At 39.0% G+C, this 13,212-nt stretch carries 11 protein-coding genes and 2 pseudogenes; 5 read left to right on the forward strand and 8 right to left on the reverse strand.

The features are described from left to right. Window positions 1-168: 168 nt before the first annotated feature. Together NON16_RS08360 and NON16_RS08365 are read left to right on the forward strand one after the other, a co-directional pair. Window positions 169-1,101, forward strand: coding sequence for a prenyltransferase/squalene oxidase repeat-containing protein (locus NON16_RS08360; protein WP_257348404.1), 933 nt, complete (start codon window positions 169-171; stop codon window positions 1,099-1,101). Window positions 1,102-1,561: 460 nt separating this feature from the next. Next, window positions 1,562-2,836 carry an MFS transporter gene (locus tag NON16_RS08365; RefSeq protein WP_257348405.1) on the forward strand — a complete coding sequence of 425 codons (1,275 nt, stop codon included), beginning with the start codon at window positions 1,562-1,564 and terminating at the stop codon, window positions 2,834-2,836. Between the two features lie 590 nt (window positions 2,837-3,426). Here NON16_RS08365 and NON16_RS08370 read toward each other — a convergent pair. Beyond that, window positions 3,427-4,431, reverse strand: a complete 1,005-nt coding sequence (locus NON16_RS08370) for a S8 family peptidase (RefSeq protein ID WP_257348406.1) — start codon at window positions 4,429-4,431, stop codon at window positions 3,427-3,429. Between the two features lie 271 nt (window positions 4,432-4,702). Here NON16_RS08370 and NON16_RS08375 point away from each other — a divergent pair, with 271 nt between their 5' ends. Beyond that, complete coding sequence (locus tag NON16_RS08375; protein ID WP_257348407.1) at window positions 4,703-5,017, forward strand: hypothetical protein; 315 nt, start codon at window positions 4,703-4,705, stop codon at window positions 5,015-5,017. 300 nt (window positions 5,018-5,317) lie between these two features. Here the strand turns inward: NON16_RS08375 and NON16_RS08380 are convergent, their stop codons facing one another. Next, window positions 5,318-6,652, reverse strand: coding sequence for a tetratricopeptide repeat protein (locus tag NON16_RS08380; protein ID WP_257348409.1), 1,335 nt, complete (start codon window positions 6,650-6,652; stop codon window positions 5,318-5,320). Window positions 6,653-6,817: 165 nt separating this feature from the next. On the opposite strand from NON16_RS08380, the gene NON16_RS08385 reads away from it, so the two are divergent. Further along, a complete protein-coding gene (locus NON16_RS08385; RefSeq protein WP_257348410.1) occupies window positions 6,818-7,366 on the forward strand; it encodes a hypothetical protein in 549 nt (182 codons plus the stop codon). 19 nt (window positions 7,367-7,385) lie between these two features. On the opposite strand, the gene NON16_RS08390 is transcribed toward NON16_RS08385, so the two are convergent. Then, window positions 7,386-7,694, reverse strand: a complete 309-nt coding sequence (locus NON16_RS08390) for a hypothetical protein (protein ID WP_257348411.1) — start codon at window positions 7,692-7,694, stop codon at window positions 7,386-7,388. A 290-nt stretch (window positions 7,695-7,984) separates the two neighbouring features. Further along, window positions 7,985-8,827, reverse strand: coding sequence for a YihY/virulence factor BrkB family protein (locus NON16_RS08395; protein ID WP_257348412.1), 843 nt, complete (start codon window positions 8,825-8,827; stop codon window positions 7,985-7,987). A gap of 187 nt (window positions 8,828-9,014) precedes the next feature. On the opposite strand from NON16_RS08395, the gene NON16_RS08400 reads away from it, so the two are divergent. Beyond that, window positions 9,015-9,917, forward strand: a complete 903-nt coding sequence (locus NON16_RS08400) for a DMT family transporter (RefSeq protein ID WP_257348414.1) — start codon at window positions 9,015-9,017, stop codon at window positions 9,915-9,917. 8 nt (window positions 9,918-9,925) lie between these two features. On the opposite strand, the gene NON16_RS08405 is transcribed toward NON16_RS08400, so the two are convergent. From NON16_RS08405 to NON16_RS08420, 4 genes and pseudogenes are all read right to left on the reverse strand, one after another. After that, window positions 9,926-11,146 carry an MFS transporter gene (locus NON16_RS08405; RefSeq protein ID WP_257348416.1) on the reverse strand — a complete coding sequence of 407 codons (1,221 nt, stop codon included), beginning with the start codon at window positions 11,144-11,146 and terminating at the stop codon, window positions 9,926-9,928. Window positions 11,147-11,157: 11 nt separating this feature from the next. Next, window positions 11,158-12,204, reverse strand: a complete 1,047-nt coding sequence (locus tag NON16_RS08410; protein ID WP_257348417.1) for an ArsR/SmtB family transcription factor — start codon at window positions 12,202-12,204, stop codon at window positions 11,158-11,160. Window positions 12,205-12,339: 135 nt separating this feature from the next. Beyond that, window positions 12,340-12,483 (reverse strand): annotated as a pseudogene (locus NON16_RS08415) (YiaA/YiaB family inner membrane protein); the annotation flags it as partial. Window positions 12,484-12,493: 10 nt separating this feature from the next. Next, window positions 12,494-13,057: pseudogene (locus NON16_RS08420) on the reverse strand (GNAT family N-acetyltransferase); the annotation flags it as partial. Window positions 13,058-13,212: the final 155 nt, after the last annotated feature.

Genomic DNA, 13,212 nt, shown 5'->3' on the forward strand with positions numbered 1-13,212 from the left:
TCTAAACCTACTAATTCGCAATTTATAGTAAGTAAAACGCAACGATTAGAAGACTAGTATAGCCGATTCAATTTTTGAAATATTTGTTCAAATAGGAAGGAGAAGCTGAAAAAATAACGAAATGTTAAATAGGAACATACTTTCGATGGATGATAGAGGAGGATATTCATGAAAAGGTTGGACAGTAATTCTTTTCAAAAAGCTAAAGATTATCTTTTTGAACATGGGAGAAGATTAGAGCAAGCATTGTTTAACTATTACTTTGAAAGTGGTTCGAAAGATGACGTGATCGATGCGTTGCGGGAATACCAAAATGAAGATGGGGGATTTGGCAAGAAAATTGAACCGGATTTCCAATTAGATCAGTCTTCACCAATGGCAACAACAATAGCCTTTCAAGTTTTCAAAGAACTAGATCTGACATCAGATCATCCGATGGTACGCGAAGCAATCACGTATCTTCTGAAAAACTATCACCCTGAAAAAGGTCGATGGAATGCAGTACCACGAGAAGTGAACGATGTTCCGCATGCACCATGGTGGCACTATGATGAAGCACAGGAGCGTGTGATGGTTGAATCAGCATGGGGGAACCCGAATGCTGAAATTACGGGCTACTTATTACGTTACAAAGAACTCGTCCCTAGGGAAGTATCAAACAACTTAAGGGAACGATGTCTTGCTCATTTCGAGGGGCTGGATAACCTTGATATGCATGAAACCCTCTGTTACTTAAGGCTTGCAGAAGAACTAAGTCTATCTGAACAAGAGAAAATTAACGATAAGATTCAAGAGCACATTCCAGAACTAGTGAACCTAAAAAGAGAACAGTGGGGGAATTATGGACTACAGCCGGTGCAGCTTGCTGATCGCCCTGATTCAGCCTTCTATGAAATGATGAAAGAAAGTGTGGAAGAAAATCTCGACTATGCTATTGAGCAACAGGAAAATGATGGCTCATGGCACCCGAATTGGCAATGGGGCCAATACGAGCATGACTGGCCGAAAGCAAAAGTAGCATGGCAAGGGATATTAACCTACGGACAACTCAAGCTCTTGAAATCATTTGGACGGCTTGAAACCCAAAGTGTAAAATCGTAGGTGAAAATCCTCTTATTTTTATGAGTAAAGAAAGTATAAAAGTTTGCGGCATGGATGTAATGTCCAGCTTCAGCGCCCAACCACTTGGATCACTTCAGGCCTCCTGCGGCGGCAACAGCCTCCTCGTCGGTCTTCCAGTGACCTTCGTGGCTAAGCAGGACGCTTGCGCTTTTCTTATTGGGCTCAGCGTTTAGAGTGGAAAATGATACAAGTCATAGATGTATTTCATTGAACAACATCGATTTTTATGTGGATTTAAGAAGAAAAACTATTATATGATCTCTAAAGATATGTTGATAACCAACAAGGCTCGGGACCCCTATAAGGAGGTCCCGTTTGTAATGATGAGAATATTTCAGTTTTCGAAAGGTTCATCAGGCTAAATATTATATATTTTCTGAATGATTTGATAAAATGGTTCAGGTAATCCTAAAAGATTAAACTGCTTTTGAGGTGAACCATGCAAAATTTACAAGCACAGATTCAGTCACGTTTCCCGTTTTTTTATGGATGGATTATTGTTTTTCTAGGTGCACTAGGTCTATTCTTTTCAGGACCAGGTCAGACTTACGGAATATCCGTCTTTATAGATTCTTATATCAATGAGTTCGGCTGGAGTCGATCTCTCGTTTCAGGTATTTATTCAGCAGCCACGTTATTATCTGGTTCCCTTTTATTTTTGATGGGTAGAGGTGTTGATCGTTTCGGGCAACGGACTATGTCGATTATCGTAGGAATTTCACTTGCAATTGCTTGCTTTTGGAATAGTTTTGTATTTACCCCAGCAATGTTGTTTGTCGGTTTCTTCTTAATCCGGTTCTTCGGACAAGGGTCAATGACACTATTGCCCAATACATTGGTCCCCCAATGGTTTATTGACAAACGTGGAAGGGCATTGAGCTTGATGGCAATTGGTGGTTTCCTTAGCTCTGCATTGTTTCCGCCATTGAATGCCTGGCTGATTACAACATTTAGTTGGGAGATTGCTTTTCGCATATTAGGGGTTTTGGTGCTTACGCTGTTTGTGCCGCTTGTTTTTTTAATGATGAAAAACCGGCCAGAGGAACTGGGGTTGAGACCCGATAATCGTGTGAAAAAAATGAGAAGTGATGGGACCGAAGAGGTTTCAGAGTATGATGTCTCCTGGACGCTAAAAGAGGCTAAAAGGACAAGGCAATTCTGGCTGATCCTCATTTGTGTTAGTATTCCTGCGCTAGTAAATACCGGGCTTACCTTCCATTTGGTATCCATATTCGAAGGAAACGGTATGGGAAGAGGTACTGCTGCTTTTGTTCTCAGTCTTATGGCAGTTGTCGGATTTCCAATAACCATGGTCTCTGGTTTCATCCTTGAACGTATTAAGGTACACATTGTCCTAGCAGCTAGCTTCATTGGACAGCTGGTATTTGTTATTATCTTATTATTTACTGAATCCTATGGGATGGCAATCTTATTTGGAGTTGTTTGGGGTATTGTAAATGGATTAGAGCGAATTACATTATCAATTATTTGGCCAGATTATTTTGGTCGTAAACATCTCGGTAGTATTAAAGGCCTCGCAATGACAACGATGGTTATCGGATCTGCTTTTGGTCCGCTTCCTTTTGGGTTTGCCTATGACCTTTTTAATGGATACAGTGAAATATTACTATTGACAATGATCTTCCCTATTATTGGTTTTATATTTGCATTAATTTCACCTGCTCCCAAAAAAGAAGGTATGGCTAATGAGTAGCTCTAACAGGAGTAACTTGAAATTAAAGAGATGACGAGCTAAATGCTGTCATCTTTTTTCTCGATGGTTAGGAAACTATAAATTCTTAAGCTGTGGATAACTATTCGTTCAAAAATGACCTTAAGTCCGTGGTGGTTGTACCATATAGAGGCTGTCAGAGACCAATTTAGCGTTAAAAGTAGCAATGACTCTTCTTAAAGAGTATAAGAAGATCATATTTAATGAAAACCTTACAGATTTACCAGCTGTACTCAAAAGTATTCATCCGGATTCTTCAGAATTCATCCATGATGAGAATAATTCATCCGGAAAACCTGGAATTCATCCGAACTGAGAATAATTCATCCGGAAAACCTGGAATTCATCTGAACTGAGAATAATTCATCAGGAAAATCTGGATATCATCCGAACGGTGAATAATTCAACTAAAAGATTCGGGCTTCAGGATTATAAGGCGACATGTAGTTTTTTATTACAATGAGAAGATATAATAACCACCGTACTTTGTACGGTGGTTATTTGTTCCAGGTTTAGAAAGTATAAAAATACTTTCTATAGTAATCATTCCTAATTTGTCTTTGCCCACCTTTCTAACTTTTCATAGTAGACAAAACGGGGGATGTATCTTCCCAGTCTTTTGTGTGAGTGGTAAATAGGTCGGCAATTTTGTCCACAAGGCCGAGTGTTAATAAGCCGTTGCCTTCGCCCTGCTTTGAAAACCCAATCGGTGTGGTTCGTTTAATTAATTGTGCATAGATTTCTGCCTCTGATAGGTTCCGTTCAAATTCACCTTCACATAATGTGATAAGCAAAGCAATCGCACCTGAGATGTGTGGAGTCGACATAGAAGTTCCAGTCAATCGTGCATAACGGTTGTCAGGATAGGTAGACAGGATTTTCACACCAGGAGCCACTAGGTCGATTTCTGCATTCGTATTTGTGAATTTTGCTAGTTTTCGTTGGAAATCAATTGCCCCTACTTGGATCACCTCATTATAGGCGCCGGGGTATGAGAATTCGTCTGTATTTTCCCGGTCATCACCTTCATTCCCTGCTGCACAAACGACGGATACATTATGATTGACTGCATACTTAATCACTTCATGAAGCTCAGGGACATCTTGTGGGCCACCGAGTGACATAGAAATAACCCGTGCTTTTTCTCCGTTTGGACCTTCCCAGTCTACAGCGTATTGGATGGCGTTAATAATCCACTCGTATTTACCACTGCCTTCACCTGTGAGGACTTTTAAAATTAATAAATTTGCACCAGGAGCAACCCCTGCAACACCATTTCCAGAACCGGAAGCAGCAATCGTTCCGGCTACGTGTGTTCCATGGCCATTATTATCTGAGAAGTTCGTTACATCACTGTTAAAATCGGTTGTGAAATTTTTGCCATCAATAATGCGATCCTCTAAGTCGGGATGTTCAATTTGGCATCCTGTGTCGATTACTGCTACGACATTTCCCTTACCCTTTTTTGTTCGCTCCCATAGTAGTGGGGCCTCAATCATCTGAACTCCCTCAGGGATGTTTGATAGATCTGAGATGATTTCTTCCACTTGATACGGGATAAGCCGAATTTCACTCATGGTAATCCTCCTTTGATTAGTAGAATCTAAGAAAAATAGACCAATATAACAATCCCATTTACAGTACTATACCACAATTTGTGATTATGTTATCAGAAAAGTCAAAAAATAAATAGATTGACCTAGTTATACGAGCCTGTCATGTTATAAGATAAGCTTTGTACTATAGATGGAACATTACATCCAAAAAGATAATCGAAATTTACCAATCTAAAAGTGAAATCCACTACGTATACTGTATGGACAATAATTTCTGCAAACGGAGGTCGTTATGCAACAGTTTTCCTTTGTCGTTGCTGGCGTATTGTTCCTTGTTCTATTTGGATGTGGAGCGTCGGTAGAAGAAACGAACCAACTACCAAAGTCTTGGATCACATTTGAAGGTGAAAAATACTATTTTTCGAGTACAGTTTCATCAGAGAAGATGAAAGCGATCCAGTTAGTACCTACAGGGAAATTTACAGATGAAGATGATGGGACAATCCCCGGGATAGAAATATTTCATAAAAAAAAGGAAAGTGTAATCTATGTAGAGGATGAAACAGCTGGTGTATGGCTGAAGTATGAACGAGAGCCGGGAAAATAGAAGAAGAAATATTTAGGAAGGTTATTTATAAAGGGGTTAACTGAGGCCATGCAGGTTAACCCCTCACTCTTTTTCTGTAATTTGAACAGGAACTTTAACTTCTCCATTATAACTAACTAATCCGCCTAACTTCTTTTTGGTGCACGAGTTGGATTTTGTAATCGCCTTTTAATTCAATGTAACCTGTTTCGTATACCCAGATAACGGTGTAGGTTTTTCCCTTATAGATTACTTTGTCCCCTTTGAGCAAGGCGAATCCTCCCTTTCTTTAATCTTCGAGGAACCTGTAAAGTTTTGAGATTAATGAATTACGGGTATCTCAGTGCTAATTATGTCAATTTCTTTTTCTAACAACAACTGATTTGCTTCGATTAGATTTTTGAACGAGTTTGTGGAATCGTCAAGTTTGTTGTAGCAAATTGCTTTTTCCATCTTTATTAAAGACGTCCACGGATTCTTAAGTTTAGAGGACTGAAAGATGGTTTCTGCTTTGTTAAGTTCGGTAAGTGCCTCCGAATACAGTCCTCTTTTGAGGTTGATTTTCCCTAACACATAACAGCATTGAGCATAAATATAACTACCTTTTCCAGCTAAGTTTATACCGTACTGAGCGTGTTTTTCAGATTTCTCCAGTTCATCATTATAGAACGACGAGAGTGCAAGTTCATAATAGGCGTTATTGGAAAGATCATAGAATTGATATTCCTTCGCTTTTTGTAAACCTTCATGCAGATGTATAAAAGATTCCTCAATACTACCATGTTTTCTTTTTAAAATGCCTAAATTAATCTTTGAACCGATGTACTTACGAGGCTCCTCATTTAATTTTAAATATCCAAGAGCAGCATTTGTAGAAACAATACCCTCCGCATACTTTTTCATATAAAGTTCAGCGAGTCCCTTGAGCATATAAAAGTGCCCATTGACATACGTCACTTTATTTGCTTCCATTATTCTCATTGCTTGATGGACCACTTCTAATCCTTTTTGAAACTCACTAATACGGCAATAGCAAAGAGCCAGATTGTATAAAATCTCAAACTGGAGTAAGCATTCTATATCTACATATCGGGAGTTGATGAGTGCGGTAGCATTTAAGGCAGACTCGATCCCCCTTTTGTAATCTTTTAATTTCCGATTAGCTAGTGTTATGTAGTAATAGACCTCGATGATTTCTTTCGTTTCTGTTGAAGGAAGATAGGAGAGAGCTTCGTTGAAGTGTTCTAAGGCTTTTTCATTTTGATCCAGCTTTTCATAAATTTGACCGAGTAATCGATGTGCGAGCCACTTTTCAGCAAAATGAACTTCTTCAATCTCGACGATATCTTTTAGACGTATTTTGGCCTCGTTGTATTTTTCGACCTTGTATAATGTTGTACATATATTAATCCCATTTTTGATTTCTTCATAAGTAATTGATTTGTTTGAGAGATCCTTTTTTTCCCCAAGTAAGTCCCCAACTGAGACACCTAGTTTGTAAGATAAATATTCAATTGTACGGAGGGAGGGTGTTGTGAGATCTCTCTCAATAAGGCTTAACATTGCACGACTAAGTTTATCCCCAGCTAAATCTCCTTGGGTCAATCCTAGGTCTTTTCTTAATATTTTTATACGTTTACCAACTGAACGTTCCAATATAAATCGCCTCCCTTATTTATTTTACCATAAGTATTTTATAGATGTTAAAATATTTAAACTATTTTTATTTTAAAATATATTACTCAAAAAAACTATTGACAAATTAACTAGGCAAATAATAGTATTAAATTGTAAAATAATTCTATTATCAGGAGGTTATTTATGTCAAAAGTTGCACAATCTTTATTCTTTTTGTTAGGAAGTGTTGTAGTAGGGTTGGTAATATCATTTTTTATACAAACCTACGAGGTTATACCTAAGAGTAGTAGCGTCGATCCCGGAAGTCTAGTAAACTCTGATCCCGTATGGCCGGATAGCCCCGAACAAGCAGATGACCCAGTATGGCCCGATTCTCCAGCATTAACCTTCTCTGATCCTGTATGGCCGGATAGCCCCGAACAAGCAGAAGATCCAGTATGGCCCGATTCCCCAGCATTAACTTTCTCTGATCCCGTATGGCCGGATAGCCCCGAACAAGCAGATGACCCAGTATGGCCCGATTCTCCAGCATTAACCTACTCTGATCCAGTATGGCCGGACAGCCCTGAACAAGCAGAAGATCCAGTATGGCCCGATTCTCCAGCACTTACTTTCTCAGATCCCGTATGGCCGGACAGCCCTGAACAAGCAGATGACCCAGTATGGCCCGATTCTCCAGCACTTACTTTCTCAGATCCAGTATGGCCGGACAGCCCAGCTATAAATGCATAGACTAAATAAAGCTAGTTCCTTACGTGGAACAAAAAACACCCGAAGACGGATGTCCATTGACTTTATTATTTTCGGGTAGGACTAAGCGAAAGTTAAACACTCGTTTTTTCTGCAACAAGAACTGCCTCGATTTTTGAAGTAACAGGTACTTCTTTTTTCCACAACCATTTTCAAGAACAGCTCCAATAAATCCAATGCCACCGACAACGATACCTACTGTTTGAATTACAGTCGCAGCTCTGATTAAGCTCATTCCACCACAGATTGCCCTTCCGTAAAGAAGGTTTTGGAAACGATTGTATCCAAATAATCGTAATGATTGGGCCAACTCCGACGCTACTTAAAATTAAACCGAATACCCATGGGATCTTCCATATTGATCGATCTTAGAAGGACGGGGAACTGAAAATCAACAAGCTGATACATATGATTCCGATTAATGAAAAGAGGATGCTATTAAAAATAATTCGCTACCTTACAACATACGTCCAGCCCTCTTTCCAGGAATCCTTAAAATTCTGCTTTTCCGTCCCTTCTTCTGGTTGATCAATATTTGAATTTTCCTTGGTTTTTCTAAGATTGAATAAAATACAAAAGGTTAATAGAGCACTACTCCAATCAGATATAATCATTAGATTCACTTTTACTGTTATATTTCTTTTTAAAAAGAATGGCGTTAATTGTTCCGCCAAGTATTAGAGTTTGTGCGGTTAAGTAGAGCCAGATCATTAGGATGATAATGGTTTTTACATTACCATAGATCAAAGAATATTGACTGTATCTTACATAGAATGAAAAGCCAATTGAGATGATCTGCCAAAGTATTGTTGCAAAGATAGCCCCAGGAACCACGTCTCTAAATGTGAGCTTAGCCTTAGGTACAAAATGATAGAGCACATAAAAGAAAATAAACAAGACGACACTTCCGATCACCCACTTTATCGGGTTCCAGAACGTAATGATGAAGTGATACAACCATGCATCCTCTTCAATGAAATTTAATGCCAATCGTTCAAGAACCGGTATTAATACTGAGATGACCACCACACTTATAAAAGCGATTGTCAGCAATAAACCTTCCAATAGTTGTACAAAAAATGATCGTTTCGTTCTTTCCGGATAGCTTTCATTTAAAATGCGTGAAAATGCTTGGATTGCGAATGATGAGAGCCAAATTGAAGCAATAAACCCAAAGGTAAGTACGTTATCCTCTTGATTTGCAAAAATCCCTTGTAAGGTCTGGCGGAGGAATTCGACCGTTTCCTCAGGTGCGTACGGTTCAACTAAATCAAGGACAGAACCGGTATCAATGGGCAAGTTACTAGCAAGCGTAATTACTACAATTAAAAATGGGAATAACGACAGGAGGAAATAATATGACATCTGTGCGGCGAGGTCATAAATTTTCCGATTAAAAAACTCGCGATATAATGATTTAACAAGCCATGTAAAATCCCTCATCAATACCATCCTCAAATTTAAGCGCATTTGTCTTCTAGCAATGGTATCTCCAAGTTACGGGATTTCATTCTTTTTCCAGTGATTTGTGTTGTTTTTGCTACTTTAATGAGATTACTAATTGATTGCCATTCTCCAAGTTCCATGATAACTTCGGTTTAAGATAGAAGGTGTTTGGGGGAGAGAGGAATTGAATGCAAAGGCTTTTTTGATGGCAACTATTACAGTTATTATATGGGGATCCACATTTGCGGCGATACGCGCTAGTCTTCATGGAGGTTATTCTGCAGGTCATTTAGTACTGACTCGTTATCTTATAGCGTCTGGGATTTTTATTGTTTACGCCTTGTTGCCTGGAGTCAAGTTTCGGTTACCTAAGAAAGAGGATTTAATAAAAATTTTAATACTTGGTTGGATTGGCATCAGTATCTATAACATAGGTGTTACATTCGGCGAGCAAACTATTTCGGCAGGAAACGCAGGGATGCTAATCGGTTCAACTCCCGTATTCACTGCATTGATTGCTGTTCTTTTTTTAAAAGAGCGTTTAGGCATGTTTGGATGGATTGGTCTCGGAATCGGTTTTATCGGCATTACCCTAATTACTATGGGAACTGGAAGTTCATCCTTTACCATTTCTTTAGGAGCACTGTTAGTATTAATGGCAGCAGTAGCAACATCGGTGTTTTTTGTTTTTCAAAAACCCCTACATAACCACTATAAGCCAGTTGAATTGACGGCTTATTTTACTTGGGCAGGAACGTTGCCGTTTCTGCTGTACACCCCTGGACTTTTTCAAGATATTCAGCAGGCTACGTTAGAAGCAAATCTATCAGTGCTTTATACAGGTATTTTCCCAGCAGCCATCGCTTATGTCACATGGGCTACCGCACTCTCATTAGGTAATACCAGTTCTGTAACCAGCATGTTATATATTGAACCCGTAATTGCCATCTTCGTCGCTTGGGTTTGGCTCTCAGAATGGCCTAGTACCCTGTCTATAATTGGTGGCATTGTTGCGATTTTCGGTGTGATCGTAGTCAATGGATTCGGGAAAAGGCGTCGCTCAGTGACAAAGAAAGCAGTATACTAGTTCGCTTTTTATTTTGAAAGCGAAGGATGTAAGTAAATGATAGATGCCACCGTTGAAAGAATCCCACCTATCATGATTGTGTAGCCTGTACCGATATTCTCTGCTAGAATCCCAGAAACCAAAGCTGCAACTGGAATTAATGTCCATGTCATGAATCGGCTTGTTGCCTGTACTCTTCCTAATAAATGATCAGGGGTAAGGGTTTGGCGAATAGTTACAATACATGGACTCATCGTTGCGGCAGCCGCAGTTCCAATTCCATTCGCAAGCACAAGCCATCCATATGTATCGACCCAACCAAATAAGATTATTGATAAGCCACCGATTGAAGACCCGATAAATAAAATTTTTCGATATGTGTACCGTTTTTTCAAACCATTTGTTAAAAGCGCCCCGCCTATTGCACCGATCCCTCCAATGGAAAGCAGCCAACCAATTTGCAGAGTATTAAAATGCAGTGAATCTTTTAAATGAAAAATCATCATTGTTAAAAAGAGTGTTGTTCCAAAGATTGAGCAAATCATTGCAAGGTTGGTCATTAGGATCGCCTTAGTTCGAATCACAAATGAAAAGCCTTCTTTTAAATCTGAGAAGAAGTTCTTTCGATGTTCACGGATCGCTGTCTTGATAGGAATACTCCAAATCATTATGAACGCGATAAGGAAACTTAAGCTATTTACAAATAAAGCATAACCTGGGTGATAAAAGCTGATGATCAAACCTCCAAGTCCAGGGCCGACCATTACCGCAGCATTAAAAATACCAGAATTAATTGAGTTAACTGCTTGAAGGTCTTCTTTCCGAACTAAACCAGGTACCGTTGCGAACTGTGAAGTATTGTAGAGTTGAGTTAGAATTCCGATCAGGAAAGCCCCACTATATAACTGCCACAATTCCAAACTGTTTATGGTAAAAAGAATCCCAAGTCCGCCAACGAGGAGGCATCTTCCCAGATCACAAATAAGTAGAACCTTTTTCCGATTTAATCGATCAGATAGGACCCCTGCGAAAGGTTGGAGTAAAACGGGTAATCGCTCGAGTGCAGCGACAATCCCCATGCTGATTGGAGACCCTGTAATTGCTAGTACGATAAGGGGAAGGGCGATTAGGTAGATTTGATCTCCAAGAAATGAAATTAAATTGCCTCCCATAAACCTGAATACCAGGAAGTTTCGTTTTAGTTTTGGTATTTCGTTCTTTTTAGGTAGAGATAAAGCAGGTTCACCCATAGTTAAGCCTCCTAATTACTTTCCAAATAGTACACTAACTCTTTTGACAGAACATCAATTGAAGAACGCTTTAGACAATATTTCGAACTTCTAATTTCGACCAATCTAGCTGAGCGTAAGATTTTCAGATGATGATGAATGGTTGATTTTCCAAGCTCCAATTGATCGGTCAAATCTTGAAGCGTACGATCATGTCCTGAAAGAAGTTTTACAATACGAAGCCGGACTTCATCACCGAGAGCTTTGTGTTTCTGCACTAAGAAATAATTCGGCGTACTATCGTCAGAGGGATGGATGCTTTCATTCGCGACCGGGTAATAGAAAACCTTAGTACCTTCGATGTCTGCTTCAATATTCCAAGGACGATAAATATATTGCGGGATTAAAAGGACAGTTTGGACATTGGGCTCAGGTAGATAAGTGATTCCAGCTGTTGCCCATTCAACGAGTTCCTCACTATTCATTTTCCCTTTCATGCTTTGTTTGCTTGTATAGTCCGTTTTTAGGATGGAGGAAAGGTTTTCAGCGTTAGGTTTAATGACTGCTTCATACCATCCAGTCATTACTGTAATGAGATGCTCCTTTAATTTCTGAATATCATATGTGCAAATAAACTCGATGTAAGAGGGGAAGAAAATGTTGTACTTTGAGTTGGACTGAAGCTCAAGCAAAGCATTATTATCACCCTTAGAAGCTTGTGTTCGAATTTCTTGAAACTTAACGCCTAAATAGGGAATACAAATAAAACGTAATTCCTCAGTTGTAAGATTCTCTATGTATGTTTGAAAGGAGACCAAGTCGGAGAACGGTTTTTCGTGAAGCAGCAGAAGTAGGGACTTCCAGGTATTGTATTTCTCTACAAAATCGAGTTGACCGTTCATTTCCTCCGACATCGACTGCCGAATCTCTGCCCAATAGCTATCTAATTGATCTAATGTCCTTAATAACGGTTTGTTTGTAATTGCGGCTATACCGAGCGCGCACTCCCACAACAAAGAAGTATTGATTTGTACCTCGTACGTTTCCCTTTTTCGACCAGTCGTTTGAATAACATCCATATGAACACCTCATTTATATTTGGTTAAATATATTCTATACTTTTAGAATTATTTATTCAATATATTTAGAATTAATTTATTATAAAAAAAGGAGCTTGGATGTCCAAGCTCCTTTAAAGTAATTTTCAAAGACGATTATTCTGCTTTACTTGATACGCTTTGCTGTTTTCTTTCCTGTTCAGCGATCATCTCGTTATCCTCTGCGTTATCTCTCGTAACCTTCTGAGTTAGGATTGCACCAACTGCGACAAGGATCATAACTGCTATGTAGTACCCCTTTCTTCAGTTGCTCCCATTCTTCCCTTAAAACCCCCATTTTAATAGAATCATAGTATTCCCCATTAACAATTCGGGCTTTTCGAATTCTACCTTCTTCAATCATTCCAAATTTACTAGCAAGCTTCATCATACGTTCGTTACCGGACCATGTTGAAATCCCCACTCGAACCACGTCCATATGCTCGAAAATATAATCGGTCCATAGTGGAAATGCATCGGTACCATATCCACCAGACCAATAACTAGAATCATAAATTGCAATTCCGTTACAAAGCCAATTCGTTACCTCATCAACCCAGTACCACCCAACGGTACCAATTAACTTTCGATCTGCTTCGATTACAAGCGTATTTCTTGGAGTGGAGGTTCCAACCCTGTTAAGTTCTTCTTGATAATCTGTTAGAAATTCATCACGAGTTTTAGGGGGAAGTTTATAATAAGGGCCATTCCAGTTTAAATGCTTACGGTCATCCGCTTCATATTTCCAATAATAGATCTCACGCACATCTTCTACTGTTAAATCTCTAAGAATCACTTTTTTTCCACGTATATGTACAAGTTCTGTTGTTTTCAATTGTTCTACTCCTTTGCTATTAATTTACATAATTAAATGAAACACTTTAGACGTTGTTCAAAAAGTTATGACGGCTATTTTGTCCTCCCTCTTGAACACGAACTATTATACCAACAAGACAGCATAAGTTAATAGAGTATTTTGAAAAAAATAAC

Source organism: Pseudalkalibacillus decolorationis (assembly GCF_024609785.1).
Taxonomy (GTDB): Bacteria; Bacillota; Bacilli; order Bacillales; family Fictibacillaceae; genus Pseudalkalibacillus; species Pseudalkalibacillus decolorationis.